This is a genomic window from Streptococcus sp. ST14 (assembly GCF_046098195.1).
In the GTDB taxonomy this organism is placed as follows: Bacteria; Bacillota; Bacilli; order Lactobacillales; family Streptococcaceae; genus Streptococcus.
On the sequence record NZ_JBJUSF010000030.1, the window covers coordinates 1 to 23,057 of the forward strand.

Annotated in this window: 19 protein-coding genes; 14 read left to right on the forward strand and 5 right to left on the reverse strand. The window is 39.9% G+C overall.

Going from position 1 to position 23,057, the window contains the following annotated elements; all coding sequences use genetic code 11:
* Positions 1 to 116: 116 nt before the first annotated feature.
* Both ACIY19_RS09285 and ACIY19_RS09290 read right to left on the reverse strand, forming a co-directional pair.
* The gene (locus ACIY19_RS09285) at positions 117 to 587 is read right to left on the reverse strand and encodes an arginine repressor (RefSeq protein WP_001043018.1); all 471 of its coding nucleotides are present in this window, start codon (positions 585 to 587) and stop codon (positions 117 to 119) included.
* A gap of 523 nt (positions 588 to 1,110) precedes the next feature.
* Complete coding sequence (locus ACIY19_RS09290; protein ID WP_084881346.1) at positions 1,111 to 3,393, reverse strand: Xaa-Pro dipeptidyl-peptidase; 2,283 nt, start codon at positions 3,391 to 3,393, stop codon at positions 1,111 to 1,113.
* Between the two features lie 412 nt (positions 3,394 to 3,805).
* On the opposite strand from ACIY19_RS09290, the gene ACIY19_RS09295 reads away from it, so the two are divergent.
* The 9 genes from ACIY19_RS09295 (at position 3,806) to sdbB (ending at position 15,093) form a co-directional block, all read left to right on the forward strand.
* Positions 3,806 to 6,907 (forward strand): DNA polymerase III subunit alpha, encoded by a 3,102-nt coding sequence (locus ACIY19_RS09295; RefSeq protein WP_409003269.1) that lies wholly within the window; start codon positions 3,806 to 3,808, stop codon positions 6,905 to 6,907.
* An 80-nt stretch (positions 6,908 to 6,987) separates the two neighbouring features.
* On the forward strand, positions 6,988 to 7,995 hold the full coding sequence (gene pfkA / locus ACIY19_RS09300; protein WP_000820882.1) for a 6-phosphofructokinase: 1,008 nt from the start codon (positions 6,988 to 6,990) through the stop codon (positions 7,993 to 7,995).
* A gap of 66 nt (positions 7,996 to 8,061) precedes the next feature.
* Positions 8,062 to 9,567: a pyruvate kinase gene (pyk, locus tag ACIY19_RS09305; protein WP_409003270.1), complete on the forward strand. Its 1,506-nt coding sequence runs from the start codon at positions 8,062 to 8,064 to the stop codon at positions 9,565 to 9,567.
* 160 nt (positions 9,568 to 9,727) lie between these two features.
* Positions 9,728 to 10,987 (forward strand): UDP-N-acetylglucosamine 1-carboxyvinyltransferase, encoded by a 1,260-nt coding sequence (locus ACIY19_RS09310; protein ID WP_409003271.1) that lies wholly within the window; start codon positions 9,728 to 9,730, stop codon positions 10,985 to 10,987.
* A 15-nt stretch (positions 10,988 to 11,002) separates the two neighbouring features.
* Complete coding sequence (locus ACIY19_RS09315) at positions 11,003 to 11,554, forward strand: GNAT family N-acetyltransferase (RefSeq protein WP_001028745.1); 552 nt, start codon at positions 11,003 to 11,005, stop codon at positions 11,552 to 11,554.
* On the forward strand, positions 11,547 to 12,824 hold the full coding sequence (gene spxR, locus ACIY19_RS09320; RefSeq protein ID WP_084880653.1) for a CBS-HotDog domain-containing transcription factor SpxR: 1,278 nt from the start codon (positions 11,547 to 11,549) through the stop codon (positions 12,822 to 12,824). Before ACIY19_RS09315 ends, spxR begins: the two co-directional genes overlap by 8 nt.
* Before the next feature lie 15 nt (positions 12,825 to 12,839).
* Positions 12,840 to 13,700: a methionyl aminopeptidase gene (locus ACIY19_RS09325; RefSeq protein ID WP_084880654.1), complete on the forward strand. Its 861-nt coding sequence runs from the start codon at positions 12,840 to 12,842 to the stop codon at positions 13,698 to 13,700.
* Positions 13,701 to 13,827: 127 nt separating this feature from the next.
* Entirely contained in the window at positions 13,828 to 14,535 is a 708-nt protein-coding gene (gene ccdA2 / locus ACIY19_RS09330; protein WP_409003272.1) for a thiol-disulfide oxidoreductase-associated membrane protein CcdA2, read from the forward strand.
* Positions 14,536 to 14,547: 12 nt separating this feature from the next.
* Positions 14,548 to 15,093 carry a thiol-disulfide oxidoreductase-associated lipoprotein SdbB gene (gene sdbB / locus ACIY19_RS09335; protein WP_084860014.1) on the forward strand — a complete coding sequence of 182 codons (546 nt, stop codon included), beginning with the start codon at positions 14,548 to 14,550 and terminating at the stop codon, positions 15,091 to 15,093.
* Positions 15,094 to 15,130: 37 nt separating this feature from the next.
* Here the strand turns inward: sdbB and pbp3 are convergent, their stop codons facing one another.
* A complete protein-coding gene (pbp3, locus tag ACIY19_RS09340) occupies positions 15,131 to 16,372 on the reverse strand; it encodes a D-alanyl-D-alanine carboxypeptidase PBP3 (protein WP_409003273.1) in 1,242 nt (413 codons plus the stop codon).
* A gap of 104 nt (positions 16,373 to 16,476) precedes the next feature.
* On the opposite strand from pbp3, the gene ACIY19_RS09345 reads away from it, so the two are divergent.
* From ACIY19_RS09345 to ffh, 5 genes are all read left to right on the forward strand, one after another.
* Positions 16,477 to 17,586, forward strand: a complete 1,110-nt coding sequence (locus ACIY19_RS09345; protein WP_409003274.1) for an AI-2E family transporter — start codon at positions 16,477 to 16,479, stop codon at positions 17,584 to 17,586.
* 235 nt (positions 17,587 to 17,821) lie between these two features.
* A complete protein-coding gene (gene tuf / locus ACIY19_RS09350) occupies positions 17,822 to 19,018 on the forward strand; it encodes an elongation factor Tu (protein ID WP_001040720.1) in 1,197 nt (398 codons plus the stop codon).
* Between the two features lie 141 nt (positions 19,019 to 19,159).
* Entirely contained in the window at positions 19,160 to 19,492 is a 333-nt protein-coding gene (locus tag ACIY19_RS09355) for a putative DNA-binding protein (RefSeq protein WP_061427218.1), read from the forward strand.
* Between the two features lie 2 nt (positions 19,493 to 19,494).
* Positions 19,495 to 19,710, forward strand: a complete 216-nt coding sequence (locus ACIY19_RS09360) for a hypothetical protein (RefSeq protein ID WP_042902340.1) — start codon at positions 19,495 to 19,497, stop codon at positions 19,708 to 19,710.
* Between the two features lie 20 nt (positions 19,711 to 19,730).
* A complete protein-coding gene (gene ffh / locus ACIY19_RS09365; RefSeq protein WP_042902339.1) occupies positions 19,731 to 21,302 on the forward strand; it encodes a signal recognition particle protein in 1,572 nt (523 codons plus the stop codon).
* An 82-nt stretch (positions 21,303 to 21,384) separates the two neighbouring features.
* Here the strand turns inward: ffh and ACIY19_RS09370 are convergent, their stop codons facing one another.
* Both ACIY19_RS09370 and ACIY19_RS09375 read right to left on the reverse strand, forming a co-directional pair.
* Entirely contained in the window at positions 21,385 to 22,383 is a 999-nt protein-coding gene (locus tag ACIY19_RS09370) for a HAMP domain-containing sensor histidine kinase (RefSeq protein WP_038806155.1), read from the reverse strand.
* Complete coding sequence (locus ACIY19_RS09375) at positions 22,373 to 23,056, reverse strand: response regulator transcription factor (protein ID WP_049479013.1); 684 nt, start codon at positions 23,054 to 23,056, stop codon at positions 22,373 to 22,375. Before ACIY19_RS09375 ends, ACIY19_RS09370 begins: the two co-directional genes overlap by 11 nt.
* Between the last annotated feature and the right edge of the window lies 1 nt (position 23,057).

A 23,057-nucleotide genomic window follows, 5' to 3' on the forward strand; every position in this document is an offset into this window, starting at 1 on the left:
ATGGGACTTTTTTTCTATACAAAAATAGGCTCCATAATATCTATAGAGGATTTACCCACTACAAATATTATAGAGCCATAAAAAATTCCCGTGATCTTTTAATCACGGGATTTGTTTTATTCACTAAAGAAAAATGGTGGCGCATATTTTTTAAGACTCTCAAAACAAGCCTGCGCTTTTGTAGCATCTTCACAGATAATCATGCAGACATCGTCTCCACAAAGGGTTGCAACGATATCTGGAAAGGCCAAGGAATCAATTACAGATCCAAACGATTGGGCTAAACCGGGTAAAGTTTTCAAAATAACTTGGTGTTGCACAGGACGCAACATAACAAGAGCATCTTCCATATAGTTTTCAAGACGTTTTTCCCATTTGGAGATAGACCCTGTATTTAGCACATAGTAAGAATTATCCTCTTCGCGCACTTTTGAAAGGTTCATGGTTTTGATATCGCGTGATAGAGTAGCCTGAGTCACTTGGATATCATTTTCCGCTAATAAGGCTTGTAATTCAGCTTGTGTATGGATTTTGTTTTTTGAAACGAGGGCGCGGATAAGTTGGTGTCTGTGTTCTGATTTGTTCATAAAGTAAGTACTCCTTTTACAAGGTACAGTAGCGTGGACTGAACGATAACGTCAGTCGGGTGGTAGGCGGTATTGTCACGTATGATGATTTCGCAGTCAGTAGGATAAAGAACTAGATGGAGAGATTCTCCTTCTTTTAACTTTGTCACTAGTTGCGTGCAGATAAACTGGGTAGCAATCCGTTCATCTACATTGATGTTCTTTAATGACAGTGAATCATTCAATTTGGGTAGCTTTTTGTCACGGCGTTTTGTGAATTCACTCTAAATGTTAATTCACAGAGATTTCCAACATGTGGTCTAGTAGCGAATATGATAAATGGTTACACATGTTGGTTAGGGGGAGTATCTTTTGTCCAAGTTCTATCTAGGGGCTTCTAAAATGCTTTTAGATGAACTGTGGATTTGATACAAAGTTTATGTTTGATTCGACTGTTCAAGTGGAAAACTTTTGTTATAGGAAGTTCAATGGTCAAATTCATTGACTTTTCCTTTGAATCCTTTCATATTGAAAGTCTGGTAGATTATACCTTTTGACAAGGTAGGATAAGACTAGACTGTGCTAAATCAACAGTCAACTGATAGTCTGTATTATCTCGAATTGTAATCTCAAAGTCTGTTGTATAGAGAACCAAACGGAGAGTATCTCCTTCTTTAAGTTTGTAGATAGTTGGTTGAAGCTCTAGCTTGAAGTCCATCCATTCATTTGGTTGGACTTCTTCAATCGTCAAGAGATTGGTTCGATTTTGAAGATTAAGGTAGCCTTTGGTGATGACACGTTGGGCACTTGGGTTGAATGGCAGTTCACAGAGATTTTCTAACATGTGGTAACGACCATTATCAATGGTTCTAGCACTTAAAACAGCTGGATAAGGCTGCAGATATTTCTTTTGTCCAAGTTCTAACAGTTGGGCTGATAAGAGCCCCTTGTTCGTACTCGTTTTGACACGAAGTTTCAGCGCCACTCGCCCATTTAAGTGAAGGTTTTGACTTACTGGAAGGTCAATGGTGATCTGATTGGCTTTACCTTGGTAAAGTTCGGTGTTGAAGATCTGGTAAGTCTTTCCATAACGATCAAAATCTTTTTGATCATACTGGTTTTGAATCACTTTTTCTTCAGTTCCAAGAGAGAAGGTATGCAGTTCATCCTGTTTGCCAAAGTTATCAAGACCTTGCCATTTTTGCGGTGCGATATTGTCCTGCCAGATGACAGTCGGAAGTTGATAGCTTGAGTCAAGTCCTAGCAATTTCATACTTAACAAGGCATTCATGGACTCGCGGAAGTCGATCGACTGCCAGTTGTTCATATAGACATGGGCACCATGATGGAAAAAGAGGTGCTTATTGATATGGCTAGGAAGGGCATGAAACATCTGGTAAACATGAAGAGGTTTGACGTTCCAATCCTGGGAACCATGCGTAAAGACGACCTCAGCTTGAACCTTGTGAGCATTGAGCAGATAGTTGCGGTCATGCCAAAACTGATTGTAGTCACCAGTCTTGCGATCGAGTTTCTCTTTAACCTTTTCTAAGTCTGCTTGATGAGCTTCATTGCCACGAATATAGTCACCAGCTTGGAGGTTGCGGGAGTAGGTCAGTTCAGCAAGTGAGTCAAAATCCTCACCCGGATAACCACCTGGGCTGGTTACTAGACCATTTTCCCGATAGTAGTTGTACCAAGAGGAAATACCTGCTTCTGCGATGATGACTTCTAAGCCATCAACACCAGTGGTGGCGAGACCATTGGACATGGTACCTAGATAAGAAATACCTGTTGTTGCGACTTTGCCGTTTGACCAGTCAGCTTTGACCTCACGATTCCGCATGTGGTCAGTAAAGGCGCGACAACGACCATTAAGCCAATCAATGACATTTTTATAAGCTTCAATCTGCTGGTAGTCACCATTGGTCATGAGCCCTTGGGAATCCCTGGTACCAACACCCGATACATAGAGATTGGCAAATCCACGTGGGAGGAAGTAGTCATTTAGAGTATATGAGCTATTGATATGAGATAGCTTTTCTTCAGCTTCTGAGACGACTTCTGCTTGACCATGAGGTTCAACTAAATTCAGCTTAGGTTCCTCAAGTTCAATGGTGTGGGGCAGTTTGACCTCAAGCTCCCCTTCCATTTTGTAGAGAGCCTTGTCACTGGCTTTGTCGTTGGTCCCTTGGTGATAAGGGCTGGCAGTCATAAGAGCAGGTACTTGACCATCATAACGCGGGCGAATAATGCTGACCTTGACTAAGTCAGGGAGACCGTCGTTATCAGTATCCACACGACTCTCGACATACAAGACTTCACGAATGACATCATGAGTAGTGAAGGTTGCCAAGCTCTTACCGTTAAAGTAGTGGTAGTGATTATCTTCTGAAATGAGTCCATCACTAACAAGCTGATCGATGAGCGTATTTCCTTTTTTCGTTCGCGTATTGAGTAACTGATAAAGATTTTCAATGAGATCTCCATAAACAATAGGAAAACCAGTTTCTTTACGAAACTGTTCGGCATCCTCAAAGTCAACAAGATAGCTAAATCCTAAAAGTTGAAAAACTACTGTGTAGAAAATCTCCGCAGTTAACTCACGGTCTGACTGGAAAAAAGTTACTAAATCTGTTTCTTTATCCGCAGCCAAAGTCGACAAGGCATAATCCGTGTTAGAATAAGTGAAAAAACTCCAACGAATGAAATCTTCAAACTGTCTTTTTAAGGACAGTTGGGGTGACAGCTTTAGACCAAGACCTTCTAATTCCTCAAATCGTTGAGAACTAGTGGTTGGTTGATAGCTGAATTGATTAAAACGCATGTTTCTCTCCTTTGAAAACAACTAAATTTATTATATCAAAAAAGAGGGAAAAATGGAATAAATAAACTTAAATGAAATAAATTTCTTAAACCAGCATATCTATTTGGTAAGTTATTATAAAATACTGAATAAATACTATAGAAGTAAGCCTTTTTCTAGAGATTTTTATATGTAAAACTGCATATAAATCCTATCTTTATTATTCTTCGTTTGGTATAAATATATCTAAATTTACATTTAAAACTATTATATAATATTAATTTTTATTTTCTTCCTTTGAAAAGTGAAGAATTTAACACTAAGAAGAGAAGAAGTTTGTAACTGAGGATATTGAAAAGAAAGTGCAGAGTTGCTTCAATATCCAGCTTAAAATGGTATAATAGTAGTAAAACGAAAGCAAGGAGGAGAAGAAATGATTGCACAGCTCGACACCAAGACTGTTTATAGTTTTATGGAAAGTGTGGTTTCGATTGAAAAATATTTACAAATGGCTAAAGAATACGGCTATTCTCACCTTGCTATCATGGATGTGGATAATCTCTATGGAGCCTATCATTTTCTAGAAGCAACTCGTAAGCATAGCATTCAGCCTTTAATTGGTTTAGAAATGACCTTGGTCAAAGATGAGGAGAATCTCTCTCTACGTTTTCTAGCCCTATCCACTAAAGGTTATCAAGAGTTGATGAAGTTATCCACTTTAAAAATGACTGGACGGAAAAATTGGTCTGACTTCACCTCCCACCTCGAAGATGTTGCTATTATTGTTCCCTATTTTGAGGGAATCGAACAGTTAGATTTGGGGCACGATTATTTTATCGGTGTCAGTCTAGATACTCCTCAAGAAGTCTTTACTAGACCAATTCTTCCACTCTATCAGGTCAACTCTTTTGAAAAAGAAGATATTCAAGTTTTACAAATCTTATCAGCAGTCAAGGACAATGTCAGTCTGAGAGAAGTGGATCTGCATTCACAACAAGGGATTTTTTTACCTGCCTCAGACTTGGAAGCACGGTTTAAAAATCGCTTCCCTCAGGCGCTTGCCAATCTCCAAGGTTTGATAGAGAATGTAAGCTATCAAATCGACCCAAGTTTAAAACTTCCTCGCTTTAATCCTGAAAGACCAGCAGTAGAAGAACTTCGAGAGAGGGCTGAGCAAGGCTTGAGTGACAAGGGGTTGACCTCAGCTATTTACCATGAGCGACTGAATGAGGAATTGGCTGTGATTCATGATATGGGCTTTGACGATTATTTCCTTGTAGTTTGGGATTTGCTCCGTTTTGGACGTTCCCAAGGATATTATATGGGAATGGGGCGTGGTTCTGCAGTTGGTAGTCTGGTGGCTTACTCACTGGATATTACAGGAATTGATCCGGTTGAAAAGAACTTGATTTTCGAACGCTTTTTAAATCGTGAGCGCTACACCATGCCTGATATCGATATCGACATCCCTGACCTTTATAGGCCGGAGTTCATTCGCTATGTTCGTGATCGGTATGGTAGTCAACATGTGGCACAGATTGTTACCTATTCGACTTTTGGAGCAAAACAGGCAATTCGTGATGTTTTCAAACGTTATGGTGTCCCTGAGTACGAATTAACCAATATTACGAAAAAAATCAGTTTTCGAGATACGCTAACGACAGCCTATGAAAAGAATCTACAGTTTAGGCAGGCCATCAATAGCAAAATGGAATATCAAAAAGCTTTTGAGATTGCTCGAAAGATTGAAGGGTATCCTCGTCAGACTTCTATCCATGCGGCTGGAGTCGTTATGAGCGACCAAGACCTGACAGACTATATCCCACTCAAATACGGTGAGGATATGCTGATCACCCAGTATGATGCTCATGGTGTTGAAGCTAATGGACTTCTAAAAATGGATTTCCTCGGTTTACGTAACCTGACTTTCGTACAAAAAATGCAGGAATTATTGGCTGAGTCAGAAGGTATTCATCTAAAAATCGAAGAGATTGACTTGGAAGACAAGGCAACTCTGGCCCTCTTTGCTGCTGGAAATACCAAGGGGATTTTCCAATTTGAACAACCTGGCGCCATTCGACTCTTGAAACGTGTTCAGCCGCAAGTCTTTGAAGAGGTAGTAGCCACAACCTCGCTGAACAGACCGGGGGCAAGTGATTATATTGATAATTTTGTCGCTCGGAAGCATGGTAAAGAAAAGGTGACGGTACTAGATCCTGTCTTAGAAGACATCCTTTCATCAACCTACGGTATCATGCTCTATCAAGAGCAGGTCATGCAGGTAGCTCAGCGCTTTGGAGGTTTCAGTCTTGGTAAAGCTGACATTCTCAGACGAGCTATGGGCAAGAAAAATGCAAAAGAGATGCATCTGATGAAGGAAGATTTTATCGCTGGTGCAGTAAAACTCGGTCATTCAGAAGAGAAAGCCAACCAAGTTTTTGCAGTGATGGAAAAGTTTGCAGGCTATGGATTCAACCGATCCCACGCTTATGCCTACTCAGCGCTGGCTTTCCAGCTTGCTTATTTCAAGACACATTATCCTGCTATTTTCTTTCAAGTTATGTTGAATTATTCTAGTAGTGATTACATTGTGGATGCATTGCAGATGGGCTTTGAAGTAGCTCCCTTAGCAATAAACAGCATTCCCTATCATGATAAAATTGCTCAGAAGAAAATCTATCTTGGTCTAAAAGCCATTAAGGGAATGCCAAGAGATTTGTCTTACTGGATTATTGAAAATCGTCCTTTCTCAAGCATTGAAGATTTTGTCACACGTCTTCCCAAGAATTACAAGAAATTGTCGCTTTTGACGCCTTTGGTTGAACTAGGACTTTTTGATGAATTTGACAAGAATCGCCAGAAAATCTTAGTGAACCTACCAAACTTATTTGTCTTTGTTGAGGAGTTAGGTGGACTCTTTGCGGATACAAATTATAGTTGGACTGAAGCTGATGATTTAACAGAGGCAGAGAAATTTTACAAGGAGCAGGAACTCATTGGTGTAGGTATCAGTCCCCATCCTCTCCAAACTCTTGCCAAACAAGCCCTGTATCCGACGACGCCAATCGCTAATCTAACGGAGGGAGCTCAAGCCACTCTCCTAGTTGAAGTACAAAAAATAAAAGTGATTCGAACCAAAAAAGGCGAGACTATGGCCTTTTTACAAGTTCATGACAGTAAGTCTCGGTTGGATGTAACTGTATTTTCAGACCAATATAGAAAATTTGCTTCCATTTTATCCGAAGGGAAATTTTACTACATCAATGGCAAAGTTCAATCTCGAGATGGTCGTCTGCAAATGATTGCACAAGATTTGAAAGAAGCAGTGGCGGAACGATTCTGGATTCAAGTTAAAAATCATGAATACGATAAAGAGATTTCAAATATCCTAGAACAATACAAAGGCCCAATCCCTGTCATTATCAGGTATGAAGAGGAAGGAAAAACGGTTGTTTCTACACAACATTTTGTAAGAAAAGATTCTGCTCTAGAGGAAAAGTTAGAGGGAATTGCTATGAAAACGATTTATCGCTAAAAATACGGAAAATAGAAGAATTTTCGATTTAAATGTGGTATAATCAGTAAGAATGTTAAAAGAAAAAGGAGCATAACCAAATGAAACGTATTGCTGTTTTGACCAGTGGTGGAGACGCCCCTGGTATGAATGCTGCCATCCGTGCAGTAGTTCGCCAAGCAATCTCAGAAGGAATGGAAGTTTTTGGTATCTATGATGGATACGCTGGTATGGTTGCCGGTGAAATTTATCCACTTGATGCTGCTTCAGTAGGAGACATCATTTCTCGTGGTGGTACTTTCCTTCACTCTGCTCGTTACCCTGAGTTTGCACAACTTGAAGGTCAACTTAAAGGGATTGAGCAATTGAAAAAACACGGTATCGAAGGAGTCGTAGTTATCGGTGGTGATGGTTCTTATCATGGAGCTATGCGCTTGACTGAGCATGGATTCCCTGCTATTGGACTTCCAGGTACAATCGATAACGATATCGTAGGTACTGACTTTACAATCGGATTTGATACTGCAGTTACGACTGCAATGGATGCGATTGATAAGATTCGTGATACATCATCAAGTCACCGTCGTACTTTCGTTGTTGAAGTAATGGGACGTAACGCTGGTGATATCGCTCTTTGGGCTGGTATCGCAACTGGTGCTGATGAAATTATCATCCCTGAAGAAGGCTTCAAGATGGAAGATATCGTAGCTAGTATCAAAGCTGGTTATGAGCACGGTAAAAAACACAACATTATCGTTTTGGCAGAAGGTGTTATGTCAGCAGCTGAATTTGGTCAAAAACTAAAAGAAGCAGGAGACACTAGTGACCTTCGTGTAACAGAACTTGGTCACATCCAACGTGGTGGATCACCAACTGCGCGTGACCGTGTATTGGCATCACGCATGGGGGCACACGCTGTTAAACTCCTTAAACAAGGAATCGGTGGTGTCGCTGTTGGTATCCGTAACGAAAAAATGGTTGAAAATCCAATTCTTGGTACAGCAGAAGAAGGAGCTTTGTTTAGCTTAACTGCAGAAGGTAAGATTATTGTTAACAACCCTCATAAAGCTGATCTTGAACTTTCTGCTTTGAACAAGAGCTTGTCCTAATCAACTTTCATTAATTTGGTAACATGACCATAAAAGGTCGAATTATATAAAGGAGTCACAAAAATCATGAACAAACGTGTAAAAATCGTTGCAACTTTAGGTCCTGCGGTTGAAATCCGTGGTGGTAAAAAATTCGGTGAAGACGGATACTGGGGTGAAAAACTTGACGTTGAAGCTTCAGCAAAAAACATTGCTAAATTGATTGAAGCGGGAGCTAACACTTTCCGTTTCAACTTCTCACACGGTGACCACCAAGAACAAGGTGAACGTATGGCAACTGTTAAACTTGCCGAAAAACTTGCAGGTAAAAAAGTTGGTTTCCTTCTTGATACTAAAGGACCAGAAATCCGTACTGAATTGTTCGAAGGTGAAGCTAAAGAGTACTCATACAAAACTGGTGAAAAAATCCGTGTTGCAACTAAACAAGGAATCAAATCAACTCGTGAAGTGATTGCTTTGAACGTTGCTGGTGCTCTTGACATCTATGATGACGTTGAAGTTGGTCGCCAAGTATTGGTTGACGATGGTAAATTGGGTCTTCGCGTTGTAGAAAAAGACGATGCAAGTCGTGAATTCATCGTTGAAGTTGAAAATGACGGTGTTATCGCTAAACAAAAAGGTGTAAACATCCCTAACACTAAAATTCCTTTCCCAGCTCTTGCTGAACGTGATAACGATGATATCCGCTTTGGTCTTGAACAAGGTATTAACTTCATCGCGATTTCATTCGTACGTACTGCAAAAGACGTTAACGAAGTTCGTGCAATCTGTGAAGAAACTGGTAACGGTCACGTTCAATTGTTCGCTAAAATCGAAAACCAACAAGGTATTGACAACTTGGATGAAATCATTGAAGCTGCTGACGGTATCATGATCGCCCGTGGTGACATGGGTATTGAAGTACCATTCGAAATGGTTCCAGTTTACCAAAAAATGATTATTACAAAAGTAAATGCAGCTGGTAAAGTCGCTATCACAGCAACAAACATGCTTGAAACTATGACTGAAAAACCACGTGCAACGCGTTCAGAAGTATCAGATGTGTTTAACGCTGTTATCGACGGAACCGACGCTACAATGCTTTCAGGTGAGTCTGCAAATGGTAAATATCCACTTGAGTCAGTTACTACGATGGCAACTATTGACAAGAATGCTCAAACTCTTTTAAAAGAATACGGTCGCTTGTCATCTGTTAACTTGTCACGTAATTCTAAGACTGAGGTTATGGCTTCAGCTGTTAAGGATGCGACAAATTCTATGAATATCAAGTTGGTAGTTACTCTTACTAAGACAGGTCACACTGCTCGTTTGATTTCTAAATACCGTCCAGATGCTGATATCTTGGCAATCACTTTCGATGAATTGACTCAGCGTGGTTTGATGCTTAACTGGGGAGTTATTCCAGTAACCACTGATCGCCCATCAAACACTGATGATATGTTTGATCTCGCTGAAAGAATTGCAGTTGAGCAAGGTTTGGTAGAATCTGGTGATGATATTGTTATCGTTGCAGGTGTACCACTTGGCGAAGCTGTTCGTACAAACACAATGCGCATCCGCACTGTACGCTAATCTAACACAAAAACCTATCATTTCAAGCTGAAAAGCTTGAGGGATGGGTCTTTTTTTATCAAAATGGAATGGTATTTAGTAAATAGGAATGGGAAAAAACTGAAAATTATGGTATAATAGACCGAAAAGACCTTTTTAGTAAATTTTGAAAGAGTAAAACATGAGAAAAATTGTCATCAATGGTGGACGTCCATTGCAAGGTGAGATCACCATTAGTGGTGCTAAAAATAGTGTTGTAGCGCTTATTCCAGCTATTATCTTATCAGATGATATTGTCACTTTAGATTGTGTTCCAGATATTTCAGACGTTGCTAGTCTTGTCGAAATCATGGAAATTATGGGGGCGACTGTTAAGCGTTATGACGATGTCTTGGAGATTGATCCAAGAGGTGTTCAAAACATTCCTATGCCTTATGGCAAGATTAATAGCTTGCGTGCTTCTTATTATTTCTACGGAAGTCTTTTAGGTCGCTTTGGTGAAGCTACAGTTGGACTTCCTGGTGGATGTGATCTGGGGCCTCGTCCGATTGACCTTCACTTAAAAGCCTTTGAAGCCATGGGTGCTAAGGTCAGCTATGAGGGAGATAATATGAATTTATCTGCCCAAGGTAAGGGGCTTCATGGCGCAAGTATATACATGGATACCGTCAGCGTTGGTGCAACGATTAACACGATGATTGCTGCAGTTAAAGCTAAGGGACGCACTGTTATTGAAAATGCGGCTCGTGAACCGGAAATTATTGATGTCGCTACCCTTTTGAACAATATGGGGGCCCATATTCGTGGTGCAGGAACTGATATTATCATTATTGATGGTGTCGAGAAACTTCATGGAACGCGTCATCAGGTTATTCCAGATCGTATTGAAGCTGGGACTTATATTTCGCTTGCTGCTGCGGTTGGTAAAGGAATTCGTATTAACAACGTTCTTTATGAGCATCTTGAAGGTTTTATCGCCAAACTCGAGGAAATGGGCGTTCGTATGACGGTCTCAGAAGACAGTATCTTCGTTGAAGAACAGTCTGATTTGAAGGCCATCAATATCAAAACAGCTCCTTATCCTGGTTTTGCAACTGATTTGCAACAGCCTATCACGCCACTTTTACTAACTGCCCAAGGTCGTGGAACCATTATTGATACGATTTATGAGAAACGTGTTAACCATGTCTTTGAGTTATCAAAAATGGATGCGGACATTACGACTACAAACGATCACATTATCTACAACGGTGGTCGTAAGTTACACGGGGCAAGTGTAAAAGCTACAGACTTGCGAGCTGGTGCTGCACTTGTCATCGCTGGCTTGATGGCTCAAGGCCAGACTGAAATTACGAATATTGAGTTTATCCTTCGTGGCTACTCAGATATTATTGAAAAATTGCGTAGTCTTGGAGCGGATATTACACTCGTTGAAGACTAAGCCGTTGAGGTGATTATGAATATTTGGACCAAATTAGCAATGTTTTCTTTTTTTGAAACGGAGCGCTTGTATTTGCGTCCTTTCTTTTTTAGTGACAGTCAAGCGTTTTTCGAGATTGCTTCAAACCCTGAGAATTTACAGTTTATTTTTCCCAGTCAAGCAAGTTTGGAAGAAAGTCAGTACGCCCTTGCTAACTATTTTATGAAGAATCCTCTGGGTGTTTGGGCAATTTGTCTCCAAGGAAATCAGGAAATGATTGGCTCCATTAAATTTGAAAAGATTGACGAAATCAAAAAAGAAGCAGAAATTGGTTACTTTTTAAAAAAAGATTCTTGGTCACAAGGTTTTATGACAGAAGTAGTTACCAAACTATGTCAGCTTTCATTTGAAGAATTTGGTTTAAAACAATTATCCATCATCACTCATTTGGAGAATCAAGCTAGTCAAAAAGTAGCCTTAAAATCGGGCTTTAGTCTCGTCCGACAGTTTAAGGGGAGCGATCGTTATACACGAAAAATGAGGGACTATCTTGAATTTCGATACATAAAAGGAGAATTCAATGAGTAAACACCAGGAAATTTTGTCCTATCTGGAAGAGTTGCCAATTGGAAAGAGAGTTAGTGTACGCAGTATTTCCAATCACCTAGGTGTTAGTGACGGAACCGCCTACCGAGCTATCAAAGAAGCTGAAAATCGTGGCATCGTTGAAACTCGGCCACGTAGTGGAACTATACGGGTCAAGTCCCAGAAGGTGGCTATTGAGAGGCTAACCTATGCTGAAATTGCTGAAGTTACCTCCTCTGAAGTTTTAGCTGGTCAGGAAGGGTTGGAGAGAGAATTTAGCAAATTCTCCATTGGGGCTATGACAGAGCAAAATATCCTGTCTTATCTCCATGATGGTGGTCTTTTGATCGTAGGAGACCGCACTCGCATTCAACTTTTAGCGCTGGAAAATGAAAATGCGGTTCTTGTGACAGGTGGTTTTCATGTCCAGGACGATGTTCTTGAGTTGGCTAATAAAAAAGGGATTCCAGTTCTGAGGAGTAAACATGACACTTTTACAGTAGCGACCATGATTAACAAAGCCCTCTCAAATGTTCAAATCAAAACCGATATTCTGACAGTCGAAAAACTCTATCGTCCCAGTCATGAGTATGGTTTTTTGAGAGAAACGGATACGGTCAAAGATTATCTAGACTTGGTCCGTAAGAACAGAAGTAGTCGTTTCCCAGTCATTAACCAACACCAAGTGGTTGTTGGAGTTGTTACTATGCGTGACGCAGGAGATAAATCCCCCAACACAACGATTGACAAGGTGATGACGCGAAGTATCTTCGTAACAGGTTTAGCGACTAATATTGCCAATGTCAGTCAACGAATGATAGCCGAAGACTTTGAGATGGTTCCCGTTGTTCGAAGTAACCAGACTCTACTTGGGGTCGTAACACGAAGAGATGTCATGGAAAAAATGAGCCGTTCTCAAGTATCAGCTTTGCCAACTTTTTCAGAGCAAATCGGGCAAAAACTATCCTATCATCATGATGAAGTCGTCATTACTGTTGAACCTTTTATGTTGGAGAAAAATGGTGTCCTTGCTAATGGAGTCTTGGCTGAAATCCTCAACCATATGACCCAAGACCTCGTTGTCAATAGCGGACGTAATCTCATCATTGAACAGATGTTGATTTATTTCTTGCAGGCTGTACAGATAGATGATACTCTGCGGATTCAGGCTCGGATTATTCACCACACGAGACGCTCAGCTATTATTGATTATGATATTTATCATGGGCATCAGATTGTTTCAAAAGCAAATGTTACGGTTAAAATTAATTAGAATCTAGGAGAAAAAATGATAACTTTAAAATCAGCACGTGAAATCGAAGCCATGGACAAGGCTGGTGATTTCCTAGCAAGTATCCATATCGGCTTACGTGATTTGATTAAGCCAGGCGTTGATATGTGGGAAGTTGAAGAGTACGTTCGTCGACGTTGTAAAGAGGAAAATTTCCTTCCTTTACAGATTGGCGTGGATGGGGCAGTCATGGATTATCCCTATGCCACTTGTTGCTCTCTCAACGACGAAGTAGCTCACGCTTTTCCACGTCATTACATCTTGAAAGACGGCGATTTGCTCAAGGTTGACATGGTACTGGGTGGTCCGATTGCCAAATCCGATCTTAATGTATCTAAACTCAACTTCAACAATGTTGAACAAATGAAAAAATACACCCAAAGTTATACTGGTGGTTTAGCTGACTCATGTTGGGCTTACGCGGTTGGTAAACCGTCTGAAGAAGTGAAAAACTTGATGGACGTGACCAAGGAAGCTATGTATATAGGGATTGAGAAAGCAGTTGTTGGCAATCGCATCGGTGATATCGGTGCGGCCATTCAAGAATACGCTGAAAGTCGCGGTTATGGTGTCGTACGTGATTTGGTTGGTCATGGTGTTGGTCCAACAATGCACGAGGAGCCAATGGTTCCTAACTACGGTATTGCAGGCCGTGGACTCCGTCTCCGTGAAGGAATGGTACTAACCATTGAACCCATGATCAATACTGGTGACTGGGAAATTGATACAGATATGAAGACTGGCTGGGCTCATAAGACTATTGATGGCGGCCTATCTTGCCAATATGAACACCAGTTCGTGATTACCAAAGACGGTCCAGTTATCTTGACTAGTCAAGGTGAAGAAGGAACGTATTAAGATAAAGGGAGCTTAGCTCCTTTCTTTGTGTCAAATTTAGTCAAAATAAATAAGCGTAGCAGACTTCTTACAAATTTATTCTTTTGTAGTAAAATAGGATTAGAATTTTGAGAAAGTAGGTAATTCGTTGGAGTCGATTATATTTCTAGTATCCGTTTTTTTAGCAGGTATTCTGTCCTTCTTTTCACCCTGCATCTTTCCTTTGCTACCTGTCTATGCTGGTATTTTACTGGATGATCAGGGAAATTCGAAAAGCTTTCGCTTTTTTGGAAGAGACGTTGCATGGTCAGGCTTAATTCGGACCTTGTACTTTATTGCAGGAATCTCCCTTATTTTCTTTATTTTGGGATTTGGAGCTGGATTCCTAGGGTATATGCTATATGCAGACTGGTTTCGTTATGCTATGGGAATAGTCATTATTCTTTTAGGGCTTCACCAGATGGAAATCTTGCATTTCAATAAACTGGAGATTCAAAAGACAGTCACCTTCAAACAATCTAAGTCGAATCACTATCTGTCAGCCTTTTTGCTTGGGATAACCTTTAGTTTTGGTTGGACCCCTTGTATCGGACCAGTCTTAAGTTCAGTCTTGGCCCTAGCAGCTTCAGGTGGCAATGGTGCTTGGCAAGGAGCCGTGTTAACATTAGTATACACATTGGGAATGGCCCTTCCTTTCATTGTTTTGGCCTTGGCTTCGGGCTGGATTATGCCCTATTTTAGTAAATTAAAACCCCATATGATTCTACTAAAGAAAATCGGGGGAGCTTTGATTATTTTGATGGGATTATTATTAATGCTAGGGCAGTTAAATGCCTTGTCAGGAATTCTTGGATAAAAGGAGAAAAAGATGAAAAAAATTATTTTTACAGGATTGAGTATTATGTCTCTATTCTTGTTGATTGCCTGTGGTGAAAAAGAAACCAAACAGACAAGCAGTCCAAAACAACCCGCTGTACAACAAATCGCAGTCGGTAAGGAAGCACCAGACTTTACCTTGCAGTCTATGGATGGCAAAGAAGTGAAGTTATCAGACTATAAAGGGAAAAAGGTCTATTTAAAATTCTGGGCTTCTTGGTGTGGACCATGTAAAAAAAGTATGCCTGAGTTGATGGAATTAGCTGCCAAACAAGATCGAGACTTTGAAATCTTGAGTGTCATTGCACCTGGTCTCCAAGGTGAAAAAACAGTTCAAGATTTTCCAAAATGGTACCAAGAACAAGGCTACAAGGATATTCCAGTTCTATATGATACGCAAGCAACTACCTTCCAAGCCTACCAAATTCGTAGTATTCCAACGGAATACTTGATTGACAGTCAGGGTAAAATCGGAAAAATCCAATTTGGTGCTATTAGCAATGCTGATGCAGAAGCAGCGTTTAAAGAAATGAAATAAAATAAAGAAAAAATCGCGAAGAAAATCGCGATTTTTTTTATAGTTTTTCATTGATAAAGCGGATAAATTGATTCCACCAAACCTTCAAAAAGAAGGCTTTTTCTACTTTCTTTTCAGAAACCATTTCAAAAGATGGTTTGTCGGAAGTAAGATAACCCTGGCCGACCAAATCCTGATCATCATAGGTCAGAGTACCAACAACCTTTCCTTCTTCTAGTGGAGCCATTTCTGATGTTGATTTCGGTGTGAATTGGAGGGCTGGTGTAGTACCGCTTCCGATGCGTTGGACGATGGAAATATCTGACTTAGCGACAGCTGTCACATTGTCTTCCTTACCATCAAGAACTGTTACTTTACTATCGTTGTAAGCTTCACCTTTCTGAACGACAGTTTTTAAGGCAAAGTTTGCAGAAATATAATCTAAAAGTGCTGAAGTAGCAGTAAAACGTGCATAAGGGTTGGTATCTTGTTGATCTGCATTCAAAACAACCGTAATAATACGCATCCCTTTCTCAACAGTTGTTCCCACGAATGAAGCACCAGCTTTATCAGTATTACCTGTCTTTAGTCCATCAATACCACCACGATAGGCAGGCATTCCCTCCAACATATAGTTGGTTGAGTGGATTTCAAGCCCTGCAAAGGTAGAAGTTGGTTTTTTTGTGATTTCCAAAACTTGAGGATAATCTCGGATGAGGTTACGAGCGACGATTGCAACATCGTAGGCACTCAACTTGTTTTCATCGTCTTTTTTAGAACCAGGATAGATATTATCGCCAAGTGTCTCATTATTTAAACCAGTTGTGTTTACAATAGTTGCATCTTGAATTCCCCATTCAAGAAGTTTAGCCCTCATCTTGTCTACGAAGTCTTTCTCAGAACCAGCAATCTTTTCTGCTAGTGCAATGGCAGCGCTGTTTGCACTGGATACCATTGTAGCCTCTAATAGTTGTTCAACAGTATAATTTCGAGCTTCCATAGGGACGTTACTCGCCTCAGAATTAGTTGTAAGTTTGTAAGGATAGTCCGAAATATCAACAGGTGTAGATAGGCTGATAGTTCCTTGTTCCAGAGCTTCATAGACCAAATAAACTGTAACCAGTTTTGTAATAGAAGCAATTTCTACAGGCTGATTTGCATCTTTTTCATAGAGGATTTTTCCAGTTGTAGCCTCGACAGCAATGGCATGTTTAGCAGCAACATCAAACTCCTGAGCAGAAACAGTAGAAGCTGTTCCAAAAACTAAAAGTGTCATAAAAGATAAAATTATTTTTTTCATATTAGCTTTATTTTATCATAAAGAAAAAAAATATTCTCGCTTTTTTACTAAAGCCATCTTATCTTTTTCAGAAATGTGGTAAAATAGAGAGAAGGAGGATACCTATGTTCCGTAGAAACAAATTATTTTTTTGGACAGCTGAAATTTTATTATTAACACTGATTTTCTATCTTTGGAGAGAAATGGGAGCCATCATTACTCCCTTCGTAACAGTTGTGAATACCATCATGATTCCATTTTTGCTTGGTGGATTTTTTTACTACATTACAAATCCAGTCGTTACTTTCTTAGAAAAGAGATGTAAGATCAATCGTCTAATTGGTGTCTTGGTCACTCTTTGTGCCTTAATTGGCGTTATCGTTGTAGGGGTCGTTTATCTCTTGCCGATTTTGATTAATCAGTTGACCAGCTTGATTATTTCTAGTCAAAACATCTATAGTAGACTACAAGATTTAATCATTGATTTGTCCATGAATCCAGTCTTCCAAAATATTGATATTCAACAAACAATTCAACAACTGAATCTCTCCTATGTGGATATCCTTCAGAATATCCTTAATAGTGTCAGCAATAGTTTAGGAAGCGTTCTTTCAGCCTTGTTTAGTACGGTGCTGATTCTCATTATGACCCCTGTATTCTTGATTTATTTCTTGTTGGATGGTCATAAGTTGCTACCAATGTTGGAACGTACCGTCTTAAAACATGACAAATTGAATCTTTCTAGCCTTTTAACCAATCTCAATACAACCATAGCGCGCTATATCAGTGGAATTGCGATTGATGCGGTTATTATTGGATGTTTAGCTTATATTGGCTATAGCGTTATCGGATTAAAGTACGCCCTAGTTTTTGCTATTTTTTCTGGAATCGCAAATTTGATTCCTTATGTTGGTCCAAGTATTGGCTTGATTCCAATGGTGATTGCCAATGTGTTCACGGATCCTCATCGTATGTTGATTGCGGTTGCTTATATGCTTATTATTCAGCAGATTGACGGAAATGTTCTCTATCCACGTATCGTTGGAGGAGTTATGAAAGTACATCCGATTACGATTTTGGTGCTCCTCTTACTGTCAAGTAATATCTATGGTGTCATAGGAATGGTCGTAGCAGTACCTACTTACTCTATTTTTAAAGAAATTACTAAGTTCCTAGCGAAATTATATGAAAACCATAAAGAAGCTAAGGAATTGGAAAAAACAGAATCAAATTAAAATCAGGGAAACCTGATTTTTTTGATGAAAATACTATCTTCCAAACAAAATAAGTTTGAATTCATATTGCCATAAAGAAGCAGAAGAACAGGATTTGATAAGATTTAGATTAATTCACAAAATATGTGTAAAACACTTGCAATTTAGCAGAAATTTGATAAAATAGTAAGGAAAGTTAGACTGTATTGCCTACTGTCTATCTATAAAATATATTTTATTGGAGGCTTTTACTCAAATGGCAAAAGAAAAATACGATCGTAGTAAACCACACGTTAACATTGGTACTATCGGACACGTTGACCACGGTAAAACTACTTTGACTGCAGCTATCACAACTGTATTGGCACGTCGCTTGCCTTCAGCAGTTAACCAACCTAAAGACTATGCGTCTATCGATGCTGCTCCAGAAGAACGCGAACGCGGTATCACTATCAACACTGCGCACGTTGAGTACGAAACTGAAAAACGTCACTACGCTCACATCGACGCTCCAGGACACGCGGACTACGTTAAAAACATGATCACTGGTGCCGCTCAAATGGACGGAGCTATCCTTGTAGTAGCTTCAACTGACGGACCAATGCCACAAACTCGTGAGCACATCCTTCTTTCACGTCAGGTTGGTGTTAAACACCTTATCGTCTTCATGAACAAAATTGACTTGGTAGACGACGAAGAATTGCTTGAATTGGTTGAAATGGAAATCCGTGACCTCTTGTCAGAATACGACTTCCCAGGTGACGATCTTCCAGTTATCCAAGGTTCAGCTCTTAAAGCTCTTGAAGGTGACTCTAAATACGAAGACATCATCATGGAATTGATGAACACTGTTGATGAGTACATCCCAGAACCAGAACGTGACACTGAAAAACCATTGCTTCTTCCAGTCGAAGATGTATTCTCAATCACTGGACGTGGTACAGTTGCTTCAGGACGTATCGACCGTGGTACTGTTCGTGTCAACGACGAAATCGAAATCGTTGGTATCAAAGAAGAAACTCAAAAAGCAGTTGTTACTGGTGTTGAAATGTTCCGTAAACAACTTGACGAAGGTCTTGCCGGAGATAACGTAGGTGTCCTTCTTCGTGGTGTTCAACGTGACGAAATCGAACGTGGACAAGTTATCGCTAAACCAGGTTCAATCAACCCACACACTAAATTTAAAGGTGAAGTCTACATCCTTACTAAAGAAGAAGGCGGACGTCACACTCCATTCTTCAACAACTACCGTCCACAATTCTACTTCCGTACTACTGACGTTACAGGTTCAATCGAACTTCCAGCAGGTACTGAAATGGTAATGCCTGGTGATAACGTGACTATCGACGTTGAGTTGATCCACCCAATCGCCGTAGAACAAGGTACTACATTCTCTATCCGTGAGGGTGGACGTACTGTTGGTTCAGGTATGGTTACAGAAATCGAAGCTTAATTCGATTAAGTTCCCAGAAGAACAATTATTTAAGTCAGACACTAAAAGAATCTTGCCTTGCAAGGTTCTTTTTTTATTCTTGATCTATTTGAAGTGCTTCTACTCTAGCAGTATAATCGTTTTTTTGGTATAATAAAAGTTATGGAAATCGAAAAAACCAACCGTATGAACGCCCTTTTTGAATTTTACGCGGCGCTTTTGACAGACAAGCAGATGAACTATATTGAACTCTATTATGCTGATGATTATAGTCTTGCTGAGATTGCTGAAGAGTTCGGTGTCAGTCGTCAGGCTGTTTATGACAATATCAAGCGAACGGAAAAGATTCTAGAAGATTATGAGATGAAATTGCACATGTATTCGGACTACATTGTTCGCAGTCAGATTTTTGACCAGATCTTGGAGCGTTATCCCAAGGATGACTTTCTGCTGGAGCAGATAGAAATTTTAACAAGCATTGATAATAGAGAATAAGTATGGGGAGTATAGTCATCTACAAAGGTATACCCTGTAAACTATTAGCTGCTGAGACTCCTTTTCCCACAAGGCTACAAATCCTCTCGTCTGATTCTATCTCTCGAGCTCTTCAAGAGGGATTTAGCTGTTGGGGATATCCAAATGAGATAATGAAAGAAGTCACTCCAGAAGAACTTGTTTGTTTACAAGATTTTGGACGTTTTCCACCGAATTAATGAAACATAGGAGAAAAAAAATGGCATTTGAAAGTTTAACAGAACGTTTACAGAACGTCTTTAAAAATCTACGTAAAAAAGGAAAAATTTCTGAGGCTGATGTCCAGGAAGCGACCAAAGAGATTCGTTTGGCCTTGCTGGAAGCTGACGTTGCTTTGCCTGTTGTGAAGGACTTTATCAAGAAAGTTCGAGAACGTGCAGTTGGACACGAGGTCATTGATACCCTCAATCCAGCCCAACAGATTATCAAAATCGTTGATGAGGAATTGACAGCTGTTTTAGGTTCCGATACGGCAGAAATTATCAAGTCACCAAAAATTCCAACCATTATCATGATGGTCGGTTTGCAAGGGGCTGGTAAAACGACATTTGCTGGTAAGCTGGCTAATAAACTCAAGAAGGAAGAAAATGCACGTCCTTTGATGATTGCGGCAGATATTTATCGTCCAGCAGCCATCGATCAGCTGAAAACACTTGGACAACAAATCGATGTTCCTGTCTTTGCACTTGGAACAGAAGTGCCTGCTGTTGAAATTGTTCGCCAAGGTTTGGAGCAAGCGCAAGCCAATCACAACGACTATGTCTTGATCGATACGGCAGGGCGTTTGCAAATCGATGAACTTCTCATGAATGAGCTTCGTGATGTTAAAGCACTGGCTCAACCAAATGAAATCCTTCTTGTAATTGATGCCATGATTGGTCAGGAAGCGGCCAATGTTGCTCGTGAATTCAATGCTCAGTTAGAAGTAACTGGGGTTATTCTTACCAAGATTGATGGGGATACTCGTGGTGGTGCAGCTTTGTCTGTTCGTCACATCACTGGAAAACCTATCAAGTTCACTGGTACGGGTGAAAAGATAACAGATATCGAAACCTTCCACCCAGATCGTATGTCAAGCCGTATCCTTGGTATGGGGGATATGCTGACCTTGATTGAGAAAGCTTCTCAGGAATACGATGAGCAAAAAGCCCTTGAAATGGCTGAAAAGATGCGCGAAAACACCTTTGATTTCAATGATTTCATCGATCAATTGGATCAGGTGCAAAATATGGGACCAATGGAAGACTTACTCAAGATGATTCCAGGTATGGCCAACAATCCAGCTCTTCAAAATATGAAGGTGGATGAGCGCCAGATTGCGCGCAAACGTGCCATTGTGTCTTCCATGACACCTGAGGAGCGTGAAAATCCTGATTTGTTAAATCCAAGTCGTCGCCGCCGTATCGCTGCTGGTTCTGGAAATACCTTTGTCGAAGTCAATAAATTTATCAAGGACTTTAATCAGGCCAAACAGCTCATGCAAGGTGTCATGTCTGGGAATATGAACAAGATGATGAAGCAAATGGGGATCAATCCCAATAACCTTCCAAAAAATATGCCAAATATGGGAGGGATGGATATGTCTGCCCTTGAAGGCATGATGGGACAAGGTGGAATGCCGGATATGTCAGGTCTCGGAGGAGCAGGCATGCCAGATATGAGCCAGATGTTCGGTGGTGGACTTAAAGGTAAAATCGGTGAATTTGCCATGAAACAGTCTATGAAACGCATGGCCAACAAAATGAAAAAAGCGAAGAAAAAACGTAAATAAAAAAGGAAAGCAGAAGTGCTTTCCTTTTTGGTATAAAATATGTGCTTTCTATGATTAGGCAATTTTCTTAATTGAAAAATGACTAAATAGAAAGAGAGATTTCAAAGCCTTGCATCCATTCGGATTTTACTGTGATTTCGATTTTTAAAGCATCTGCTAATTGTTTGACCAGATATAGGCCCATGCCTGTTGATTTTTTCCTTGTCTCTCCTGAATCACCTGTAAAACCTTTCTCAAAGATATGAGGTAAGTCACAAGCTTTAACTCCGCAGCCATTATCCCTAATAATCAGACTTGTACGTCCCTTGTCTTTTGATATATAAATATTGAGTTCGGGTTTGTCGGAGCTATATTTAATGGAGTTGGCTAGGATTTGAGAGAGGATAAATTCAAAACTGCGTTGATCGGTGTAGCAGATTCCTTGTATGTTTTCTACCTTAATCGTAAATTTCTTTTCTTTGAGCAAGGGATCAAAGTTTTCCAAAAGATCTTGGATACACTCTTCTAGGTCAAGGTATTCAAATAGAAAATCATTTTTCTCACTTTTCACCCTGTAGTAGAATAGGATCTGTGATACATTTTCTTGGATTTGCTTTTTCACATAGTCCAACTTAAAAGCTGTATCCTCAGGCAACTGGTCGCTTTGATTGTCCAAAAGGAGGGAAAGAAGCGACAGAGGGAGTTTAATCTCATGCGCCCATTTTTCAACATAGTCCTCATACTCGGCTAGTAATGAGTTGAGTTTTCCTATTTCAGCCTGCTTTTGATAAAGTGTATCTGCTATTTTTTCAATGCTTTCTTTTTCTGAGGCACTTGATAAATGCAATAATTCAAGCTCAGTATCCGTCTTGGGATTGGCTATGAAGGCTTTATAGGCAGATGATTTTTTTCTTTCTGTTTTTATAAGTAAGAATGATAGGATGAAAAAAAGCAGGACGGTGGCTAAAATATAGAGAAGGATGAGGGCTTGAAACATTCTCACATCTGAAAGCCAAAGCAGGACAGCTGTAAATAGATCAAATGCTAAGAGAACAAGTAACCAAGGCAGATAACTAGCTAGATATTTTAGATTATGTTTCATCTGGACTTACCTCTTCAAGCTTGTAACCAATACCTCTGACGGACTTGACTTGAAGGGCAATGCCAGCCTGTTTCATCACCTTTTTTAGCCTTGCAATGTTTACTTGTAGGGCATTTTCATCGATGAACTCAGTTGTATTCCACAGTTTCATACTTAGTTCTTCTTTTGTGACGACAGGAGCATTAGTAACCAATAAGGTTTCTAACAATTTCCCTTGATTTTGGGGGAGTAAAATCGAGTGTCCATTGATATAAAGGGTATAGGTCTGTCTATCCAGCAGAAAATTATCTTTTTCAAGCAAATTTTGTCTACCTTCATAGCGTTTCAAGATGTTTTCTATACGAGCCAAGAATCTTTCTTTCTTGAAAGGTTTTGTTAAGTACTCGTCAGCCCCTAATTTTAGGGCGTAAATCTCATCTTTTAGTTGTTCACGGGAGGTGAGAACCAATATGGGCACAGAGCGTTTGGATTTGAGATTTTTACAAATTTGAAAACCAGTTTCTCCTGGTAAATTCAAATCCAGTATGATTAGATCCGTATCGTATTGCAGCACTTGTTGGCTTGTATCTTTGAAGTCAGTCAACTTATCAACTTGATAATTCGCTTTCTCTAACAAGATGACAATTTCATCTCGAATCAAGGCCTCATCCTCAATAACCAGGATATGCTTCATA

Coding starts and splice junctions, on each gene's coding strand:
- spxR (WP_084880653.1), top strand. CDS start 11,547: ATGAGTAAACACCAGGAAATTTTGTCCTATCTGGAAGAGTTGCCAATT.
- ACIY19_RS09325 (WP_084880654.1), top strand. CDS start 12,840: ATGATAACTTTAAAATCAGCACGTGAAATCGAAGCCATGGACAAGGCT.
- ACIY19_RS09290 (WP_084881346.1), bottom strand. CDS start 3,393: ATGCGTTTTAATCAATTCAGCTATCAACCAACCACTAGTTCTCAACGA.
- pfkA (WP_000820882.1), top strand. CDS start 6,988: ATGAAACGTATTGCTGTTTTGACCAGTGGTGGAGACGCCCCTGGTATG.
- ffh (WP_042902339.1), top strand. CDS start 19,731: ATGGCATTTGAAAGTTTAACAGAACGTTTACAGAACGTCTTTAAAAAT.
- ACIY19_RS09355 (WP_061427218.1), top strand. CDS start 19,160: ATGGAAATCGAAAAAACCAACCGTATGAACGCCCTTTTTGAATTTTAC.
- tuf (WP_001040720.1), top strand. CDS start 17,822: ATGGCAAAAGAAAAATACGATCGTAGTAAACCACACGTTAACATTGGT.
- ACIY19_RS09360 (WP_042902340.1), top strand. CDS start 19,495: ATGGGGAGTATAGTCATCTACAAAGGTATACCCTGTAAACTATTAGCT.
- ACIY19_RS09370 (WP_038806155.1), bottom strand. CDS start 22,383: ATGAAACATAATCTAAAATATCTAGCTAGTTATCTGCCTTGGTTACTT.
- sdbB (WP_084860014.1), top strand. CDS start 14,548: ATGAAAAAAATTATTTTTACAGGATTGAGTATTATGTCTCTATTCTTG.
- ACIY19_RS09315 (WP_001028745.1), top strand. CDS start 11,003: ATGAATATTTGGACCAAATTAGCAATGTTTTCTTTTTTTGAAACGGAG.
- ACIY19_RS09345 (WP_409003274.1), top strand. CDS start 16,477: ATGTTCCGTAGAAACAAATTATTTTTTTGGACAGCTGAAATTTTATTA.
- pbp3 (WP_409003273.1), bottom strand. CDS start 16,372: ATGAAAAAAATAATTTTATCTTTTATGACACTTTTAGTTTTTGGAACA.
- ACIY19_RS09295 (WP_409003269.1), top strand. CDS start 3,806: ATGATTGCACAGCTCGACACCAAGACTGTTTATAGTTTTATGGAAAGT.
- ACIY19_RS09285 (WP_001043018.1), bottom strand. CDS start 587: ATGAACAAATCAGAACACAGACACCAACTTATCCGCGCCCTCGTTTCA.
- ACIY19_RS09375 (WP_049479013.1), bottom strand. CDS start 23,056: ATGAAGCATATCCTGGTTATTGAGGATGAGGCCTTGATTCGAGATGAA.
- pyk (WP_409003270.1), top strand. CDS start 8,062: ATGAACAAACGTGTAAAAATCGTTGCAACTTTAGGTCCTGCGGTTGAA.
- ACIY19_RS09310 (WP_409003271.1), top strand. CDS start 9,728: ATGAGAAAAATTGTCATCAATGGTGGACGTCCATTGCAAGGTGAGATC.